The following is a 21,347-nucleotide window of genomic DNA, read 5'->3' on the forward strand; positions in this document are numbered from 1 at the left end:
TATTTCACTTAGCTTAGGCTATGACGAGGATCTTTATAATTAATAACTTTTTATTAATTATAAAGATCCTTTTGTTATGAAAAAATGTAAATAAATTTTATTCATATATATTGAGCAATTATAGTATAAATAAAAATATGAATATAATGTATGGTTGCAATGGAAGGAGAAAATTTTGATGAAAGTTCAAGTTGATATATTTTCAGGTTTTTTAGGTGCTGGAAAGACAATGCTAATCAAAAAATTGTTGTCAGAAAAGATTTATGATAATAATACGGTTATTATTGAAAATGAGTTCGGAGAAGTTGGAATAGACGGAGACATATTAAAAGAAAGTAATATTGAAATTAAGGAGATAAATTCTGGATGCATTTGTTGCCAGGTATCTGGAAACTTTGGAGAAGCTGTTTTAGAAGTTATAAGTAAGTATAATCCGAACAATATAATAATCGAACCCTCAGGAGTAGCAAAATTAAGTGAGATATTAAATATTCTCCAAGAAAAGAAGTTTCAGCATGAGCTCGAAATTAGAAATATTTTTACTTTAATTGATATTAGAAATTATGATATGTATTTGAAAAATTTCAAAGAATTTTATGAGAATCAAATAAAAAGAGCAAAAACTATAGTTTTAAGCAGAAGTCAACTTGTAGATAACAAAAAGATTGATGCAACTATAGATTCTATAAGAAAGTTAAATTTGAAAGCTAAAATAATATATAAACCATGGGATTTATTAAAAGGAAATGATTTTCTTAGTACAAATGTAATAAATGAAAAAAGAAAAATTTTTGCTGCAAATTCTGGCATTAGCGCTAACACAAGTAAGCAGATGAGAAGAGAAGTAAATCATAGTGCAAATGAAATTTTTGAAAGTTACCCTATAGACCTTGAAGAAAATATAAGTATGCTTGAAATCCAAAAAAAATTCGAATTTATTTCAACTAATGAGAAGTTCGGAAGAATAATAAGAGCTAAAGGTGTTTTTAAGGCAAACGATGGAGAGTATTATCAATTTGATTATGTACCTAATGAATTTAAAAGTAGAAAAATCAGATGGTCAAATAAGAAAGTGGTTTCAATAATTGGTAGTAAGTTAAATAAAAAGGAATTAGAAAGGCTATTTATTAGGTAAATATAAAAAAAATTATTATTAGAACTTTGTAGAGAGGTGGTGGAATTATGAAAATACATATTGAGATTGTGACTGGTTTTTTAGGAGCTGGAAAAACGTCATTTATAAATTCACTTTTAAAAGAAAGTTTAGTTGATGGAGAAAAAATACTGGTCTTTCAATTAGAACAAGGAGAAAAAAAAATTGTATATTCTAATAGCATAAGTAATTTTGTAAGGATACAGGATGTTTTAGATATTAAAGATCTTAAAGAAAAAATGATATATTCAATAAAGAAATATAAACCTAACAGAATAATAATAGAATATAATGGAACTTCTGATTTAAAAGAATTATTCGATATATTGAATGAAAGAATTTATAGAGAATGTAGTAAGATTACTACTGTATTCTTCGTCGCAGATGGCAAGACATTAAAACAATATATTGACAATATGGGAGGCTTCATAATACCTTTTATACAAAACGCCAATATGATTGTTATTAATAATATAGATTATTGCAAAAAAGAAATTTTAAATGAAGGTTTTAAAAAAGTTAAGAACATAAATCCTAAAGCATTTATTTTAAGAGTTAGTAATAAGTATATTTTAAATTCTACACTTAGGGAAGCAAGGGTATTGGACAATGGTTATTTAAAAAAAATAAAAATTAAAATGATAAACTACAAAAAAAATACTAACATAAAATATGAGGGAAATGAGGAAAATGTATGAATCTTTATAAGAAGAAGGTTAAAGCTTTCTTTATTATAAGTGTAGTAATACTATCAATATATATATATAATAAATATCCAACTCTTATATATATTGAAGTTATAGGAGATTTTGCAAGTATATTTACAAGTATAATTCTTGAGGCAATGCCATTTATCATAATAGGATCCCTCATATCTGCTATAATTCAAACATGTATATCAGAAAGGATTATTGCGAAGATAATACCTAAAGCAAATATTTTAGGATATCTAGGAGCTGCTTTAATAGGACTTATTTTTCCGGTTTGTGAGTGTGCGATTGTTCCTATAACAAGAAGGCTTATAAAGAAAGGTGTACCTGTTGGGTTTGGAGTAACATTTATGCTTGCTGTACCTATAATTAACCCTGTTGTAATAATGTCTACTTACTATGCATTTTACGATAAAAAAATTATGGTGCTTCTTAGAATAGTTGGAGGGTTTATAGCTGCAATTTTAATTGGGATGATAGTAAATTCGCTTGAAAAAGATAAGAAAGGTTTAGTAATAGATTTTATAGATAATGATAGCTATTGTAACTGTGGATGTAATTCATATGTGGAAAATCAAAATAAATTAAGAGCAATAATAGAACATACAAATAGAGAGTTCTTGGATATAATGGGATACTTGATACTTGGGACATTTATATCTAGCGTATTTCAAGTGGCGGTATCTCATGGAGAAATAAATTTTATTTCTAATAATAAGATTTTAGGAATAGTTGTAATGATGTTGCTTGGATTCTTTTTATCTCTTTGTTCAGAAGTAGATGCATTCGTAGGAAAAAGTTTTTTAACTAACTACTCACTTAGTGGGGTTACAGCATTTTTAATTTTAGGTCCAATGCTTGATTTAAAAAATCTTATTATGATTATTGGAGCCTTTAAAAAAAGTTTTGTACTTAAATTAAGTATAAGTACAATAGGTGTTGTATTTGTAATCTCCTTTTTATTCATGATGTGCGGAATATAAAGATGCACTTTAATGATAGTAATTTAAATATATAAAAAGGAGCTGAAAATAAGTGAAAAGATTTAATTTTGATGAATTTTTATGGTTCATTGTTCTTATCTTGCTAGATTTGTCTATAATATATTTAATATCTACTGGAAGTATAGGTTTTTATATAGGTAGTAATATGATTAAATATTTTTATATTACTATAATAATGATAAGTATAATTACTGTTTTTCAAATAAAAAATATATTTACGCCTAAAGGCAGCATGAATATTAAAATAAAATTATTTCCAATAATACTAGCCTTAATAATAGGCTTCATATCTATTAATAAGCAACAAACATTTAAACATTCGGAGCTGAATTTAGAAATTTTAGAAAACAAAACAAGTGTTATTGATAGAAAGTCATTATATGAACATGAATTTGAGTATAATTTTAAAAAGAGCAACACAGGAAACAATGAAGAAACTATAAGAATTGACGAACATAATCCTACAATGCTTGATGATATACGAATAAATCCAGAAAAATATATAGGAAAAAAATTAGAGATACATGGATTTGTATGCAAAGAAAATTATTTAAATAAAAATCAAATAATTATAGGAAGGATTATAATGACATGCTGTGCTGCTGATTCAAAAATTGTTGGAATAGTTGGAGATTATGATAAATCGTACCAACTAAAAGAGAATGATAAGATTAAGGTTATAGGGGAAGTAGGTAGCTCGGTGATTAGAGATGAAAGCGATGTAGAGCATAAAATACCATCTATAAAAATAGAAAAATTAGAGATAGAAAATTAAAGTTAAACGTATATTCATGGAAATCACTAATAAAAGTAATTTATTAGGTAAAAAAAGCATGAATATACGTTTAATATGATTTGATTTAAATTTTAATCCAGTAGTATTTTATATACAAAATTCACAACCGCTTATCCTTATTTAGAAGGATCTGATAAAATAATTGTTACATAAGAAATTTTACCATTTGGTTCATTATTAGAAACTACATTGATCTTAAAGGTATCAAATTTATTATTCCATTCAAGTCCAGCTGGAGATATTGTAGAATCCGAATCATCTGCGTTTATTCCTACTAATTTTAAGATGTTAATTCCGTCAGCTGGATATTTCATTTCTGACTTAGGAATTATCTTAATTTCATTACACTTTGAATCTTTATATTTTATCTCGAAACTATAATTATCTTTTTCATAGGTAGCTTTATCGTCTTCTTCGCTAATAGCTTTTCCTAAAAGTTTCTCGATTTCACTCTTGTCTTTATCTTTGAAATCAGTCAAAGAAGCAATTTGTTTAACTTCCACAGTTGGTTTGTTATTTTCGCCAACTATTTTAGTATTACTTTGAGGGGATTGTTCAGTTGTAGATGTTGTGGAAGACTGCTCCGTTGTATTTCCATTATCCAAATTTGCAGAATCTTTAGTTTTTCCACAAGATATTAATGCAGTTGAACTAACTGCTGCAATTAACAATAGACTAATGATTTTCTTTTTCATAAAAATTTTCCTCCAACATTATGTGTATATTTTAGTGAGTTTTTTTGGATATAAGTCCTAAATAACATAGTTCATTGTTCTATAAATACATGATAAGTTTATGATAAACATTTATGAATTGAACTTCTTAGAACATATATACCCGTTACATCACTACCGATTATAACACCGATTAATTTGGGTAATTGTTTACTTAAGAAAACTTTAATAAAATAATAAGTTATTATTAACTATTAGCGTTAATAAAATTGGCGGAAGAAAATCATAAATTAAAGTGAAGGCACATTAATAATTAACTGATTTTTATATAGAGAATAATTAGATTAAATATAAAAGAGTATGCAGAGATTTTAGCTAATTATAAAAATGAAAGGATACTTATTTTAATCATTCAAGTGAAAAAATAAGTATCCATAATACTAATTTGCTTAAGCTTTATTAAGTATTATAATGAAATTTTATTTGTTAAATTTGCTACTATAAGATTTATTTTTTTGCTCATATTGCTTTGTATTAGAGTTATAATTAGCATCTTCTAAAACTCCGCCAAAAACTTTCTTTTCTTTAAATTGTATATTAAATTCTCTCTCGTATTTTTTTATTATATTAAGCTGTTGAACAGTTAAAATACATATAGAAGTGCCATGAGCGTTTCCTCTAGCAGTTCTTCCCGATCTATGTAGATATTCGTTTAATTTCAATGGCAAATCCAAATGGAAAACATGAGTTATATCAGCAACATCAAGACCACGAGCAGTGACATCTGAAGAGACTAATATTTTTATTTTACCTGTTCTAAAACTTTCAATTGCAAGTTTTCTATCTTCCTTGGAAATCTTTCCGGTCATAGCAAAACAATCTTTACTATGATAATTAAGTTTTGCTGTTGTTAATTCAATATCCTCATTGTTATTAACAAAGATGATTGCTTTTTCTGGTTTCGCAGCCACAAGAACTTTTCTCAAGGTTTCAAACTTATCACGTCTTTCACATATGATAAACATATGCTCAATATTAGGATTTATTAAAGGCTTATCTTCACTTTTTATTATTATTGGTTCCTTCATTAAAGACTTTGCAGTTTCCAATGTTTCAGGTTTTATAGATGCTGAAAATAGCATAAGCTGTCTATCCCTCATTGTTGATTTAACAATGTCTTTAGTAATATTAGATCTCTTCGGATCTAATAAATTATCTCCTTCATCAATTACTATTGTTTTTATAGTATGAGCAGTTATTTTTTTCTTTCGAATTAGATCTAGAATTCTACCTGTTGACCCAACAATTATGTGAGGTTTTATTTCTTTAAGTTTCTTTATTTGATTATTTATATTAACATCACCAATAATAGATAGTGAAGTTATAGGAAATGATGAGTTCTCAGCAAGAAGCTTAATTTGATCTTCTATTTGCTTAGCAAGTTCATGTGTTGGGGCCAATATTATTCCTTGCATTTCTCTCTTTGATGTATCTATTTTATGAAAAAGAGGCAATAGATAAGCCAATGTCTTACCACTTCCAGTAAAGGCTTCACCAATTATATCTTTACCCTCAAGAGCAGGTAAAATAGAGTTGGCTTGAATTGAAGTTGGTATATTAATGTTTTGTTTTTGTAGTCCTTCTATTATACTTGAATTTAAATTTAAATCACTAAATGAGTTAATCATTAATTTCTCCTTTTATCGTTGAATAATTTTTCTAGATATATTGCTAATTAATTATATCCTTATTATGTGCATTTTTCTAGTTAAAGTTACATAATTCAGGTCATATATTATCTAATGTATGAGGAACCTATATTTTGCATAAGAGATACCTCTGAAATTAAAAATTGAATCTAAAGTATAGATTGAATTGCAGAAATAAAAAATAAACCAATAAATAGTGTTTGAAAACTAGATAAGAATGTTATAATAAGAAAGATTTATATAATTTATGATTAATATAATTTAATAAGATAACTGAGGTGAAAATTTAATATATGAACAATAAATTCACTAAATTTAACATAAGTGATGAAATATTAAAATCAATTGAGGGACTTGGGTATAAAACTCCATCAAAAGTTCAAGAAAAAGTTATACCAGAAATACTTATGAATAAAGATATCATAGTTAAATCACAAACAGGAAGTGGAAAAACAGCGGCTTTTGGTATTCCTTTATGTGAGAAAGTAGATTGGAATGAAAATGTTCCACAAATTTTAATATTGACACCGACTAGAGAACTTGCTGTTCAAGTAAGCGAAGATATAACTAATATAGGAAGGTTTAAAAGAATAAAAGCTGTTTCGATTTTTGGTAAAGAGCCTATATCTGAACAGGAGAGAAAATTAAGACAGAAGACGCACGTAGTAGTTGGAACTCCGGGAAGAATTATAGACCACTTGGATAGAGGTACTCTTAATATAGATAAAATTAGGTATTTTGTTATAGATGAAGCTGATGAAATGCTTAATATGGGATTTATAGGGCAAGTTGAAGGTATTATTAGAAGACTTCCAAAGAAAAAAGTTACTATGTTATTTTCAGCAACAATACCAGAGGAAATAAAAGTATTATGCGATAAATATATGAATAAACCTATAGATATAAGTATTAAAAATCAAGAAATCACTAACGAAAATATAGACCATAGTTTATATTATATTGACTATGAAGAAAAAATAGAAAAACTAAATGATATTTTAATAATGGAGAAACCTGAGACAGCTGTTATATTTGCGAAAACTAAAGATAATGTAGATACAGTTTTTCAATGGTTAAAATCTAAAGGGTACTCTGTAAATAAAATACATGGAGGAATGCTTCAAAATGAAAGATTAAGCATTATGGATAGATTTAGAGCAGGTGATTTTAGAATACTTGTATCAACAGACCTAGCTTCAAGAGGAATTGATGTTAAAGGAATTACTCATGTAATAAATTACGATCTCCCGGTAGAGAAGGAAGCATATGTACATAGAATAGGGAGAACAGGAAGAGCTGGTGAGAAAGGAAAGGCAATAAGCTTCTGCGTTAAGGGGAAGGATAAGCTTTTGAACGAAATTGAAAAGTTTATTGGGTTTGAAATTCCTGTCTATAATTTACCTGATAAAAAGGTAATTGAAAAAGAAAGAGAAGAGGGCATTAAAACACTTAAAAGTAAACCGAAAGTGAAAGAACAAAGGTCAAAAGATATAAATAGCAACATAACAAAGATTTATTTAAATGGAGGCAAAAAAAAGAAAATTCGCCCTGGAGACATAGTTGGTGCTATTTGTAAAATAGAAGGTATTAAGTCTGAAGACATTGGAATAATAGATGTTCAGGATTCAGTATCGTATGTTGATATATTAAATGGAAAAGGAAAAAGAGTTATAGAAGAGTTAAAAAATATAACTATAAAAGGTAAAATCATTAAAGCTGAAAAAGCAAAAAAATAAGTATGTTAATATAAAATTTTAAAGGATGTTAACATAAATAATATTAAGTGGTATTATAGATAGTGAATATGAAATCTTATTAAATATAGGAAATAAAAGTAAATTAATTACTAGTCTTTTTCATTATAAAATTATAAATGCCATATTACTTAAAGGAAGATAAGCTTAAGATGTTAAGATTTTAGCAGAGAATAGAATATAGGTGAGCATTTAAATTGGTTTAGGTGTATTATATATATAGCTGAATATTTGATGACAAAAAACTAAAATATTAATAAATAATAATGTATTATAAAGAGGTGTTATAAAAACAATGATCTTAGATAGAAATGAAAAATGTTGGTGTGGCAGTGGTTTGAAATATAAAAAATGCCATTTAGAATTTGATGAAAAAATTGAAAGTTTTAAAAGAAAAGGCCATATAGTACCACCAAGAAATATTATAAAAAGTCCAAAAGATATAGAAGGAATAAAAAGAAGTGCTAAGATTAATGATGGGGTTTTAGACTTGGTTTCAAGCAAAATTAAAGCAGGAATGAGCACTGCTGATATAGATAAATTGGTATATGATTATACTATAGAACATGGGGCGATTCCAGCACCATTGAATTTTGAGGGTTTCCCAAAGAGTGTATGTACATCAATAAATAATGAAGTATGCCATGGAATCCCAGATGAAAATATTATAATCAAAGAAGGAGATATTATAAATGTAGATGTTTCTACGATTTTGGATGGATATTATTCGGATGCATCTAGAATGTTTATGATTGGGAATGTTAGTGAAGAAGCCAAAAGATTAGTAGAAGTAGCCAGAGAATGCATGCTAAAAGGAATCGAAGCTATAAAACCTTGGGGATTCCTAGGAGATATAGGTGCAGCATGTCAGGAACATGCTCATAAAAACGGATATACAATAGTAAGAGCATTAGGTGGACATGGAATAGGTAATGAATTTCATGAAGATCCATTTGTTCCTCATATAGGGGAGAAAGGAACAGGAATGTTGCTTGTTCCTGGAATGATTCTTACCGTAGAACCAATGGTTAATCAAGGAACTTATGACGTTTTTGTTGATGAAGAAAATGAATGGACTATTTATACAGCCGATGATAAATTATCAGCTCAGTGGGAACATACAGTGTTAATAACTGAGACTGGAATAGAAATTTTAGCTAAGTAATATATAGGGTAGTTAAAAGTGGTTTTTAAATCAATTTTGACTACCTTGTTTAATGGAAGTATTAATCTAAGGAGTATTATTAAATGGATAATGTAGCTTTAAATTATTTGGAGAAATATTATGGATATAAGTCATTTAGAAAAGGGCAAGAAGACATAATAAGTAAAATAATAAATGGAGAAGATGTACTTGCTATAATGCCAACTGGAGGAGGAAAGTCAATTTGTTATCAGATACCAGCACTGATGCTAGAAGGAATAACAATAGTAATTTCACCTCTAATATCTCTAATGAAAGATCAAGTAGATACGCTAAAGGATATGGGGATAAAAGGCGCTTTAATAAATAGCACACTGAGTGCTATAGAAGAAAAAGAAGTAATAAACAATCTGGAAAATAGTGAAATAAAGATTCTTTATATAGCCCCTGAAAGATTAGAATCTTTTGAATTTTTGAGTTTTATTTCCAAATGTAATATTTCCCAAATAGCTATAGATGAAGCTCATTGTATTTCTCAATGGGGACATGACTTTAGGGGAAGTTATAGAAAAATATCACATTTTATAAGTTTACTTCAAAAGAGGCCTATAATAACAGCATTTACTGCAACTGCATCACAGGAAGTGAGAGAAGATATAATAAATCTTCTTAAATTGAATAATCCTAAAGTCTTTATAACAGGTTTTGATAGAGAAAACTTATCTATAAGCGTGATTAAAAGTGGTAACAAAAAGGAATATTTATATAAATATATAGAAAACAATAAAGAAGTTTCAGGAATTATATATGCTGCAACTAGGAAAGAAGTCAATAATTTATATGAATCTTTGCAAGCGAAAGGGTATAATGTGACTTGCTATCATGCGGGATTATCTGAAAGCACTAGAAAAGAAAATCAAGAAAATTTTATATATGATAGGGCTGACATTATGATAGCAACCAATGCTTTTGGAATGGGGATAGACAAACCTAATATAAGATATGTTGTACACTATAATATGCCAAGAAATATTGAAAGTTACTATCAAGAGATTGGAAGAGCAGGAAGAGATGGAGAAAAGAGTGAATGCGTATTATTATTTTCACCTCAAGATGTTCAGGTCCAAAAGTATTTAATAGAAAACTCAATAGAAGATGTAGAAAGAAAGAACAATCAATATAGAAAGCTCCAACAAATGATGGATTTTGTATATAGCAATTATTGTTATAGAAAATACGTCTTGGAGTATTTTGGAGAAACATATAATGGGCAATGTGATAATTGCAGTAATTGTTTGAGTGAAGGAGAGTTTGTTGATAAGACAATAGAAGCGCAAAAAGTTCTTTCGTGTATATACAGGATGAAAGTTAAATTTGGAATTGGAATGCTTGTAGATGTACTTAGAGGATCTAAAAATAAAAAAGTTATTCAATTTCATTTTAACGAGCTTTCTACTTATGGATTAATGAAAGAATATTCAGCAGAAGATCTCAAAAACTTTATTAATACATTGATCTCTCATGGATATATTAATATGGTTGAAGGTACATATCCAGTGTTGAGTTTAAATGATAGATCAAGAAGAGTATTAACGTCTCAAGAAAAAGTTCAATTAAAAGAGTTTAGAGTAGAAAAGAAAGCTAGTGAAGACAATGAACTTTTTGAGATTCTTAGAAATCTAAGACAAGAACTGGCAAAGGAAAACAATGTTCCACCATATATAATATTCGGCGATGTTACATTAAAAGAAATGGCTGTAAATTATCCAATATCAAAATATGAAATGCTTAAAGTTTCTGGAGTTGGAGAAGTAAAATATAATAAATACGGAAAAGTATTTGAAGATGTAATACGTAATTTTGTAGAAGAACATGAAATTGTGATACCTGATCATGATGAAGGTTTGTTAGGTGAACAAAAGAGTATAAATAAAGATGAAGAATATAGATTAGAAGTTAAAACCGACTTAGAATTATACGAGAGATTAGACAATGCAAGAAAAGAATTCGCTAAAAAAGAAAGAGCATTACCACAAGCAATACTGACAATGAATACTCTAAAGGAAATAAGCGGAAGATACCCAATTTCTTTAGATGAATTAAAAGATATAACAGGCATGGGACCTAAGAAAATAAGTTCGTATGGAGAAAAGATAATAAATATAGTAACCGAATATTTGTCAGAAAATGATAGAGAAGTAGAATGGATTGAAAGAAAAAGAAGAAAGGTTATAATTGATGGAGAGACTAGAGAGAATGATCAAATCTCAATAGATATGCTTAAGCAGAATATAAATATACATGAAGTATCTCAAAAATTAGAGGTCTCAATTTCAACTATCCTAGGGTATGTAACAGAGTATATAAAAGAGTTTGGAGAAAATATATTCCATGTAAATTTAGAAGAATTTTATAATAAAGAAGATGAAAAGCTAATAATAGATGTATGCCAAGAGCATGGATATGATAAGATAAATGTACTAAAAAAAGAACTACCTTCACATATAAAATATGAAAGCATAAGAGCTGTAATTTTAAAAAAGTACTATTTGTAGCCAACTAATAAAATCTATTAGGTTATTTTGAACCAAATTAAGTGCATCTAAGAATATTACTAATTTTTATTAAATATATTTAATAGTGGAATAGAAGATAGAGTAAAGAGGTGTAATTAAATTGGATCCATACGAGGTTTTAGGCGTTGAAAAAACAGCTTCTGAAGAAGAAATAAAAAATAAATTCAAAGATATTTTGGAAGAATATACACAAAATCAAAATGAGACCACCAAACAAAAAGTTTTAGCTCTTAGTGCGGCATATGAGCTCATTATTAATGGTAATCTATATAAAGAAATTCGTGATTTAGTCGATAATAAAAACTTTTCTGAAGCTGAAGCAAAATTGAACTTAATAAATAATGCGAATTCAGCAGAATGGAATTATCTTCAAGGTTTTATATCTGTTCAAAAGGGATGGTTTGACAGTGGGCTTAATTACTTGAAAAAAGCTGTAGAATTAGATCCTAATAACCATGAATATTTGGACAGCTTAAACAAATTGCAGTCAAGAGTCATTGATTATATGAAAAAATATGCAAATAAAAATGTTAAACCTAATTCTAATAATATGAATGCTTGCGGTGGAGATAATAATAGTAGTGGTAACGGGGGAATGTGTTAGTATATATGTTGTAATTAAATTTCAAGATTCTACTCTTAATTGAGCGCTTTGCTTACTAGAGTTTTAAATGTAAATTTATTATTAAAACATATATATATCTATATTAGGACTTTAAATTTAACATATATAGATAAAGTTTATAATTTGTGTTGAAATTTTGAAACATTTATGTTATTCTAAATAAGCAGTTGGTACGTAAAGTGCTAATGTGGAGCTTAGAGTGTCCTTCGCCGGTCTCTAAGCTCCTTTTTGTTTTAGTAAAATATACTGTAATTAAATTAAAAATTAAATTTATGTTTTAATAATATAAATATGTGAATGATATCTTTTGTTAAATTAATAAAAAAAGTGTTAGAAATTACATTAATAAGAGAAAAAAAGTTCTATAAATATATTTTTCAACCAACAAAGTTAAAAATATATTTAATACATGATATAATAGTAAGTATCAGTTTAGATTTTACGAAAGCATTTTTATGAAATGTTAAATTAAGCCTAGAAATTAAAGTTTTACATTTGTTTAATAAAAAGTACCAAAACTTATATTTTTTTTTGTATATAATAATGACCGGAGAAGGGAGCGTATGTCATGCTCGAATGTGTTTTAATAGATTTAAATGTTGATAAGAACACAAGTATAAATGAACTTATTGAAAATCATATGCCTTTTATAATAAAAAGTATTTCAGATGTGACAGGTCGCTATGTATCTTGCGAAAATGATGAAGAACTTAGTGTTGGATTACTTGGTTTTCATGAGGCAATTGAAAGATACGATAATGAGAAGGGACATTTTTTATCTTTTGCAAAATTGGTAATTGGAAGTAGAATAAAGAATTACTTAAAAGGTGAAAATAAGCATAATCATTCATCTTTGGACGAATTAGTGGACAAAGGTTTGGATTTTAGAGATGAATATTTTGAGCCTAAAGAAGATAATAGCATGTTGCTGGAAGAAATAACTACCTTAAAGAATGAAATAAGTTCGTTTGGTTTTACTTTGGAAGATTTGGTGAATGAAGCTCCCAAACAACAAGCAACGAGAAAGAATGCAATTAATTTATCAGAAGAAATATCAAAGGATGAGGAATTTTTATCTTTTATGTATTTAAAGAAAAGATTACCAATCAAAAAGATTGTTTTGAAGTTTTCAGTTACAGAAAAGGTAATAAAAAGAAGCAAAAAATTTATAATTTCTGTTGTAATAATAATTGATAAAAATCTCAGTGCTTTAAAAAATTGGATCAGAAAGTAGGTGAAAAGAATGAATAGGGGAATAATAATGGAAATTAAAAAGAGTTATGCCATAGCTTTAAATGATAATGGCATAATGGAAAAGATTGCACCTAAGAAAGATATGAAAATAGGGCAAAAAATATTTTATTTTGAAGATGATGTTATTAAGTCTAGTAATGGTGGGACTTATAGGTATAATAACTTTATTAAGTCAATTGGAGCAATTGCAGCGTTGTTTTTAATAGTATTCACCTTCTTTCATACTATGAAATCTGATACAGCATATGCAGTTGTTAGTTTAGATATCAATCCTAGTATACAGATAGAAGCTGATAGTAAATTAAAGATTATTAGTGTTGAAGGTGTAAACAATGATGGAAAGAATATAGATTTTACTGATGTTAAAGGTATATCTCTTGATGAAGGAATACAAAAAATAAAAGAGAAACTTATAGAAAAAAAATATTTAGATACTAATAGGGAAGTATTGGTTGGATTTGCATTTATAAAAAATGAAGATAACAGTGCTTATGAGAAAGATATAAAGGACGTTATTCAATCTACCTTTAATACAGAAAAAGTTACTTATGTTAAAGGTGATAAGGAAGATGTTGATGAAGCTAAGACAAAAGGAATAAGCTTAGGAAGATATGAAGCATCTCTAGTGGTAGATGAGAGTACAAAGAATAAAATAGATGTAGCACCAGTAAAAGAAATTACTGCAAGTATAAAAGATAAAGAAAATGTAACTCAGTGGGATGCAAAAGATGAAAAAAATAGTGATGTCGTTACTCCTGCTACTAGCTCAAATTCAGATGCAAAACCTGAAAAAACAACTGTAGATAAGCCTGAGATAAAAGGAGCAGCTGATGATTCATTACCTAATATTGGTACAGGGAAAACTATAGATAACACTAAAAAAGAACAAAAGGATGATGGTGTATTAAATTTACAACCAGAGGTCCCAGCACAAAATGAGAATGATAACAAGGGAAATACACCAGTGACAAGTCCTACAAAGGATGACAATACTATTAATATAGGTCCAGATAACGGAACTATTGTAAATAATCCTACGTCAGGAAAAATTCAGGAAGATCCTAATAAGACTATACAAGTGCCAAAAACTGACGAGAATACAGCTAATAAGACTGTTAAAAATTAATGAGTTATTTAAGGGTAGATTTATCTAGATGAATATCATCAAAGATAGATCTACTTTTTATTTGCCTTATACTTTAGCTAAAAAAAATAAATTTAGCAGTAGGAAAATCGTATTAAAAAAGAGGACTAGAATAAAAAATTATAGTATACTTACTAGTAAGTATTATTAATAAGGATTTGGGGAGATTAAAAATGATAAAAGAGCTATTAAAAGATAATATACTAATATGTGATGGGGCAATGGGAACATATTATTCAGAAGTAACAGGTAATGATGTATCTTATTGCGAATTTGGTAACTTAAATGATAAAGAAACTATAAAAAGAATACATAAAGAGTATATTGAAGCTGGGGCTAAACTAATTAGAACAAATACTTTTTCTGCTAATACATATGATCTTGGAGTATCGTTAGAAACATTAATGGACATAATTAAATCAGGAATAAACTTAGCTAAAGAAGTAACAAGAAATACTTCTGTTTTAATAGGTGCAAGTATTGGACCTATTAAAACAGATAATTTAGATGAATTTAGCAATGAAGTTTTAGAAGAATATAAATATATAGTAGATTGCTTTTTAGAAAATGGGATAGATATTTTTATATTCGAAACTTTTAGCAACTATAATTACCTAAAAAAAATAAGTGAATATATTAAGTACAAGAACACTGATAGCTTCATACTTACTCAATTTGCTGTTAAGCCAGATGGATTTACAAGAGATGGGTTAAGTGCAGCTAAATTGATTAAAGAAGTACGAAATACAAAATATATAGATGCATTTGGGTTCAACTGTGGTTCTGGTCCAGCACATATATTGGAAATTGTTAAAAAAATTGATATAGAAAATGAAATTGTTTCAGTATTGCCTAATGCAGGTTATCCAGAGATAATTCACGAAAGAACAGTTTATCCAAACAATCCATTATATTTTGCAAAAAAAGTTAATGAAATAAGGTCTTATGGAGTTTCTATTATAGGGGGATGCTGTGGAACAAATCCAAGCTATATTAAACAACTAACCCAAATAGTTAATGAGAATTCTAATGTAGTGAATGCTAATACTAAATCTGAGCCAAAAGTTAAAAGTTTTGAGAAAAAGGCTAAGAATACTTTTAAAGATAAGCTCGAAAATGGTGAGTTTGTTGTAGCTATCGAATTATCGGCACCAATTGATACAGATATATCAAGAATTATAGATGGAGCCAAGATATGTAAAGAAAACAATATTGATTTAGTAACAGTTCCGGATTCACCAATGTCGAAGGTTAGGGCAGATTCGACTATTATATCATCTAAAATCAAGAGAGAAATAGGAATTGAAGCTATGCCTCATATTTGTTGTAGAGATAAAAATACTAATGCAATAAGGTCAAGTTTAATAGGATCTCATATTGAAAATATAAGAAATATCCTTGCAATTACTGGTGATCCTATATCTGATGCGAGTAAAGTTGAAACAAAAAGCGTATTTAACTTAAATTCATTTAGGTTAATAGAATTAATAGAAAGCATGAATGAAGAAATATTCAAAGAAGATAGTATTTATGTAGGCGGTGCTTTGAATTTGAATGTTTTAAATAAAGAAGTAGAATATAATAGAATGATGAAGAAGATAGAAAAAGGTGCAAAGTTTTTTTTAACACAACCTATCTATGATGACAATGCTATAGAGTTCTTGAAGATGATTAAAGAAAGGACTAATGTAAAGATTTTAGCAGGATTACTTCCGGTTGTAAGTTATAGAAACGCAATGTTTTTAAATAATGAGCTTCCTGGAGTAACTATACCAGATAAATATGTACAAATGTTTTCGGAAAATATGAGCAAAGAAGAAGCACAAGAAATCGGTGTAAAAATTACTGTGGAGATAGGAAAGAAACTAAAAAATATTGCGGATGGATTATATTTCATTACTCCATTTAATAGGGTTAATATGTTAATTGAAATCATTAAGCAGATTAATGCCTAAATCATTATAATTCTTATATGAATAATAAAAGACAAGAGGGATTTTTATGAATGTTGGTCTCATTAGACATTTTAAAGTTGATTACCGTAAAAGTTTTTTTATGACATCAAAAGAATTTAAAATTTGGGAAGAAAATTATAATATAAGTGGTGTAATTAGAAAAGATGTAGAGCTTATGGGAATAAATTGGGATAAGTGTTATTCTAGTACTCTTATAAGAGCAATAACTACAGCACAACATGTATATAATGATAATATAATTCAAAATGATCTAATTAGAGAAACTATTATTGATCCAATATTTAAAAGTAATTTAAAGCTTCCGTATTGGTTTTGGGCAATTGGTGGAAGAATAGCATGGTATTTCAATCATAAATCTCAACAAGAAAATAAGAGTATTACAAGAGAGAAAGCTGAGAAGTTTGTTGATTTATTATTAAGTGAAACCATAAAAGAAGGTACAGAAAATATTTTAATTGTTACCCATGGTTTTTTTATGTATAGTCTTCAAAAAGAATTGAAGAAAAGGGGCTTTACAGGCAAGTTAGTATACAGCCCTAAAAACGGAACTTTATATTTATATAAAAAATAATAGAGTAACTATAAATTTATGTTTGAGCAAAACTTTATGTAATATAAAGAAATATAAGGACAGGGTCAATAAAATATGCTATCTTTTATGATAAAAAGTATAGCATATTTTTTGATATATATTATTGAAATAAGTACTAAATTAAGTTAGTATACTTTATATACAAATGATGATAAGGAGGAAGATATATGATAAATAATGATAATTTGATTTGTGAAGCAAATAGATGCTTACTATGTAAGAAGCCAGCTTGTAAGTTTAATTGTCCAGTAGAAACGCCTATACCTGATATTATAAATATGTATAAGGAAGGAAAAATTGAAGAAGCAGGAGAAATATTATTTGAAAATAATCCGCTTTCAGCAGTATGTTCATTAGTATGTATTCATGAAGACCAATGCAAAGGAAATTGTATAAGAGGGATTAAAGGGGAACCAATAAGATTTCATGATATAGAGCAAGAAATATCTCAAAGATACATAGAAGAAACAAGGTTTAAAGCTGTTTCTAAAAAGAAAGACCGAGTTGCTATAATTGGTGGTGGTCCAGCAGGAATTACTATTGCATTTATACTAGCTAAGAAAGGATACAATATTACTATTTTTGATGCGCATGAGAAGATAGGTGGGGTACTAAGGTATGGAATTCCAGAATATAGGCTGCCAAAAAAATTAATAGATTCTATTGAAGATAGATTAATGGAGCTAGGTGTAAAAGTTAGGCCTAATACTCTTATTGGCCCTGTAATAACATTAGATAGATTGTTTGAGGATGGCTATAAAGCAGTGTTTATTGGCACAGGAGTATGGAATCCAAGAACATTAAATATTAAAGGTGAGACTTTAGGAAATGTACATTTTGCTATTGATTATCTAAAATCACCAGAGAACTATAAGTTGGGTAATAAAGTGGCTGTTATTGGAGCTGGTAATGTAGCTATGGATGCCGCAAGAAGTGCAAAAAGAAATGGAGTTGAAGATGTTACAATAATATATAGAAAAGGCTTTGATCAAATGTCTGCAACCAAGCAAGAAATAAGAGAAGCTAAGGAAGATAAAATTAATTTTGAATTATTTAAATCGCCATTAGAAATAACAGAAGATGGAATAAAGTTGGTTAATACTGAGAATGTAGTAGAGTCAGATGGAAAAATTCAAAACAAAGTTATTGAAGAAAAGGAAGAGTTTTTTAAATGTGATTCAATAATTGTAGCTGTAAGTCAAACCCCTAGAACTAATATAGTTTCAAACACAACAGAATTAAATACCAATAGGTGGGGATTACTAATAACTGATGATAAAGGAAATACGACTAAAAAAGGTACATTTGCGTCAGGAGATGTTGTTACTGGTGCTAAAACTGTAGTAGAAGCAGTAGTGCAAGCAAAAATAGTTGCTCAAACCATTGAAGATTACTGTGAAAACAACTAAATATAAAAATTAAATATAACATTGATAAATTGAGGAAAAACAGTTAAAATCGTATAGGTTGCAAAAATAAATTTTAATTATTAAAATATTACTAGAAGTAAATTAAGCTTTTTTATATACTGTGATTATCGTATATGGTGAAAAAAGTTTACTTAATAAGGAGTGTAAAGAAAATATGAGTGTCACTATAAAAGATATTGCAAAATTAGCGAATGTTTCTCATACAACGGTGTCTAGAGCACTTAATAATAGTCCTTATATTAATGAAGAAACCAAGGTTAAAATTATGGCTTTAGCAAAAGAATTGAATTATGTACCAAATTATAGTGCTAAGAGTCTTGTTCTATTAAAATCATACGTTATAGGAGTATTTTTTTCATCAATTAGCGAAGGAACATCAGATACATTCTTTCATGAAATTATAAGAGGAGTTAATAATGTCATAGATAAAGAATATAATTTGGTTGTAAGAGGTATAGATGATTATCAATATTCTCACTTAATTGATAATAGAAATTTTGATGGAATAATCGTTGTAAGCCAAAGTAAAAATGACGATGAATTTATACAAACTATTTTAGAGAAAAATATACCAACTGTAGTTATAAATAGATATATTGAAAATGAAGGACTAGTAAACATAATGTCAGATGATACAAAAGGAGTTTATGATGCAGTTACTTATTTTATAGAGAATAATCATAGGAAAATAGCATTATTGCAAGGAAATAAGGAATTTGAATCAACAGTATATAGAAAAAGAGGATATATAAGAGCGTTAGAGGATAATAATATTCCAATTAATGATGAATATATTTTAAGTGGTAGATATGACCTTAAAAGTGGATATGAGAATATGAAAAAGTTACTTAAATTAGAGAATGCTCCAACAGCAGTATTTTGCGCTAATGATGATATTGGGGTGGGGGCTATGAAAGCAATATTTGAAGCTGGGTTAAAAGTTCCAGAAGATATCTCAATTATAGGGTTTGATGATAGCAACTTTTGTAACTATGTAACTCCTCCATTGACAAGCGTGAGGAAGGATTCTTTGGCGATGAGCGAATATGGCGGAAGAAACTTATTAAATCTTATAAAGAATAAAGAAGTAGATAAAGAAAAAGTTTATATACAATCTCAGCTTGTAGTAAGAAAATCAGTAAAAAAACTTTAATAATGGATTTTAATAATTAGTGAATTTAAGCACTAATTATTAAAAAAAGTTGTTAACGTTCACAAAAAAGTGTTGCGTTATTTGAAATATGATATTATAATAAAGTTATCAAGTAGATACAAGAAAATGTTCACGTGAACAGGAATTTGCACGTATTTTTGTTCACGTGAACAAAAAAGAAAAGAGGATTTTGATATGAAAAAGTTTATGGATGAAAATTTTTTATTAAGCAACGAAGTATCTGAAAAATTATATCATAATTATTCAGAAAAAATGCCAATTATTGATTATCATTGCCACATTAATCCGAAGGAAATATTAGAAGACAAAAAGTTTGAAAATATAACTCAAGTATGGCTTTATGGTGATCATTATAAATGGAGACAGATGAGAACTTTGGGCATAGATGAAAAATATATTACAGGAGATGGAAGTGATTATGAAAAGTTCTTAGCTTGGGCAAAGACTATATCATTAGCTATCGGAAATCCACTTTATCATTGGACACACTTAGAACTTAAGAGATTCTTTGGAATAGATGAAGTTTTAAATGAAAAAAGTGCACCTGCTATTTGGGAAAAAGTTAATAAGCTGTTAAATAGCGATGATTTTACAGTAAGAAATCTTATAAAGAAATCAAATGTAAAAGTGATATGTACAACAGATGATCCTATAGATTCATTAGAATATCATTTAGCAATAAAAGAAGATAAAAGCTTTGATGTGAAAGTATTACCAGCTTTTAGACCTGATAAAGCTCTAGGAGTTAATAAAGAAACATTTAAAGATTGGTTTAACAAACTAGAAGAAGTAGTTGGTTCTAAAATTTCAAACTTTGATGAATATTTAGAAGCATTAAAAAAGAGAGTGGAATATTTTCATGAAGCTGGATGTAGAGTATCAGATAATGCATTGGATTTTGTTCCAGTAGGAAATGCTTCGTTAGAAGAAGTTAGAGAAATTTTTGCAAACGTACTTAAAAATGGACAAGTATCTTTTGAAGATGAAAATAAATTAAGAGTATATATATTAAAGTTCTTTGGAAAATTATATCACGATCTAGGATGGGTAATGCAATTTCACATGAATTGCGTTAGAGATAATAACAAAGTAATGTTCGAAAAATTGGGACCTGATACAGGATTTGATTCACTTAATGACACAGAAGTTGCAATTCCACTATCAAGGTTATTAGATGCATTAAATAGTGAAAAAGCTTTACCTAAGACTATTATATATAGTTTAAATCCAAATGATAATTCTACAATAGGAACATTACTTGGATGCTTCCAAGGAGACGGAATTAAGGGCAAAATACAATTTGGATCAGCTTGGTGGTTTAATGATCACAAGATTGGTATGCAAGATCAAATTAGAACTTTAGCTAATTTAGGCATGCTAAGCACATTTGTTGGAATGTTAACAGACTCTAGAAGCTTTTTATCTTACACAAGACATGAATATTTTAGAAGAATACTTTGCAATGTAATTGGAGAATGGGTAGAAAATGGCGAGTTACCTAATGACATTGAACATTTAGGACAAATTGTAGCTGACATTAGTTATAATAACGCAGACAAATACTTTAATATGTAATCTTTTATGTATGAAAATAAGTGAGATGCTTATTTTCATACAATAATGCAAAGATAC

General features: G+C 28.0%; 17 protein-coding genes. 15 read left to right on the plus strand and 2 right to left on the minus strand.

Annotated features, from left to right (window positions below):
- Positions 1-178 precede the first annotated feature (178 nt).
- From ACJDTP_RS11850 to ACJDTP_RS11865, 4 genes are read left to right on the plus strand one after another with little or no spacing between them, the layout of a single operon-like run.
- The gene (locus ACJDTP_RS11850) at positions 179-1,135 is read left to right on the plus strand and encodes a GTP-binding protein (protein ID WP_406761320.1); all 957 of its coding nucleotides are present in this window, start codon (positions 179-181) and stop codon (positions 1,133-1,135) included.
- A 47-nt stretch (positions 1,136-1,182) separates the two neighbouring features.
- Positions 1,183-1,851 (plus strand): GTP-binding protein, encoded by a 669-nt coding sequence (locus tag ACJDTP_RS11855; protein WP_078117070.1) that lies wholly within the window; start codon positions 1,183-1,185, stop codon positions 1,849-1,851.
- Entirely contained in the window at positions 1,848-2,846 is a 999-nt protein-coding gene (locus tag ACJDTP_RS11860) for a permease (RefSeq protein WP_077837033.1), read from the plus strand. The genes ACJDTP_RS11855 and ACJDTP_RS11860 overlap by 4 nt, the downstream gene beginning before the upstream one ends.
- A 52-nt stretch (positions 2,847-2,898) precedes the next feature.
- The gene (locus ACJDTP_RS11865; protein WP_078117069.1) at positions 2,899-3,642 is read left to right on the plus strand and encodes a TIGR03943 family putative permease subunit; all 744 of its coding nucleotides are present in this window, start codon (positions 2,899-2,901) and stop codon (positions 3,640-3,642) included.
- Between the two features lie 137 nt (positions 3,643-3,779).
- On the opposite strand, the gene ACJDTP_RS11870 is transcribed toward ACJDTP_RS11865, so the two are convergent.
- Positions 3,780-4,358: a hypothetical protein gene (locus ACJDTP_RS11870; RefSeq protein ID WP_171771103.1), complete on the minus strand. Its 579-nt coding sequence runs from the start codon at positions 4,356-4,358 to the stop codon at positions 3,780-3,782.
- A 458-nt stretch (positions 4,359-4,816) separates the two neighbouring features.
- Positions 4,817-6,025 carry a DEAD/DEAH box helicase gene (locus tag ACJDTP_RS11875; RefSeq protein ID WP_078117067.1) on the minus strand — a complete coding sequence of 403 codons (1,209 nt, stop codon included), beginning with the start codon at positions 6,023-6,025 and terminating at the stop codon, positions 4,817-4,819.
- A gap of 314 nt (positions 6,026-6,339) precedes the next feature.
- Here ACJDTP_RS11875 and ACJDTP_RS11880 point away from each other — a divergent pair, with 314 nt between their 5' ends.
- The 11 genes from ACJDTP_RS11880 to uxaC all read left to right on the plus strand — a co-directional run bounded on the left by ACJDTP_RS11880 (position 6,340) and on the right by uxaC (position 21,290).
- On the plus strand, positions 6,340-7,782 hold the full coding sequence (locus ACJDTP_RS11880; RefSeq protein WP_406761321.1) for a DEAD/DEAH box helicase: 1,443 nt from the start codon (positions 6,340-6,342) through the stop codon (positions 7,780-7,782).
- Between the two features lie 313 nt (positions 7,783-8,095).
- The gene (locus ACJDTP_RS11885) at positions 8,096-8,965 is read left to right on the plus strand and encodes a methionyl aminopeptidase (protein WP_171771106.1); all 870 of its coding nucleotides are present in this window, start codon (positions 8,096-8,098) and stop codon (positions 8,963-8,965) included.
- Positions 8,966-9,048: 83 nt separating this feature from the next.
- Positions 9,049-11,499 carry a DNA helicase RecQ gene (recQ, locus tag ACJDTP_RS11890; protein WP_406761322.1) on the plus strand — a complete coding sequence of 817 codons (2,451 nt, stop codon included), beginning with the start codon at positions 9,049-9,051 and terminating at the stop codon, positions 11,497-11,499.
- 121 nt (positions 11,500-11,620) lie between these two features.
- Positions 11,621-12,124: a J domain-containing protein gene (locus tag ACJDTP_RS11895; protein WP_077845120.1), complete on the plus strand. Its 504-nt coding sequence runs from the start codon at positions 11,621-11,623 to the stop codon at positions 12,122-12,124.
- Between the two features lie 589 nt (positions 12,125-12,713).
- A complete protein-coding gene (gene sigI / locus ACJDTP_RS11900; RefSeq protein WP_026887261.1) occupies positions 12,714-13,379 on the plus strand; it encodes an RNA polymerase sigma factor SigI in 666 nt (221 codons plus the stop codon).
- A gap of 9 nt (positions 13,380-13,388) precedes the next feature.
- Entirely contained in the window at positions 13,389-14,525 is a 1,137-nt protein-coding gene (locus ACJDTP_RS11905) for an anti-sigma-I factor RsgI family protein (protein ID WP_078117063.1), read from the plus strand.
- 191 nt (positions 14,526-14,716) lie between these two features.
- Entirely contained in the window at positions 14,717-16,498 is a 1,782-nt protein-coding gene (locus ACJDTP_RS11910) for a bifunctional homocysteine S-methyltransferase/methylenetetrahydrofolate reductase (RefSeq protein WP_078117062.1), read from the plus strand.
- A 46-nt stretch (positions 16,499-16,544) separates the two neighbouring features.
- On the plus strand, positions 16,545-17,090 hold the full coding sequence (locus ACJDTP_RS11915; protein WP_078117061.1) for a histidine phosphatase family protein: 546 nt from the start codon (positions 16,545-16,547) through the stop codon (positions 17,088-17,090).
- 188 nt (positions 17,091-17,278) lie between these two features.
- On the plus strand, positions 17,279-18,520 hold the full coding sequence (locus tag ACJDTP_RS11920) for an NAD(P)-dependent oxidoreductase (protein WP_406761323.1): 1,242 nt from the start codon (positions 17,279-17,281) through the stop codon (positions 18,518-18,520).
- Between the two features lie 175 nt (positions 18,521-18,695).
- A complete protein-coding gene (locus tag ACJDTP_RS11925; RefSeq protein WP_406761324.1) occupies positions 18,696-19,694 on the plus strand; it encodes a LacI family DNA-binding transcriptional regulator in 999 nt (332 codons plus the stop codon).
- A gap of 195 nt (positions 19,695-19,889) precedes the next feature.
- Complete coding sequence (gene uxaC, locus ACJDTP_RS11930; RefSeq protein ID WP_078117058.1) at positions 19,890-21,290, plus strand: glucuronate isomerase; 1,401 nt, start codon at positions 19,890-19,892, stop codon at positions 21,288-21,290.
- The last annotated feature ends 57 nt before the right edge of the window (positions 21,291-21,347 follow it).

The sequence above is a fragment of the Candidatus Clostridium helianthi genome (assembly GCF_045310795.1).
GTDB classification, from domain to species: domain Bacteria; phylum Bacillota; class Clostridia; order Clostridiales; family Clostridiaceae; genus Clostridium; species Clostridium helianthi.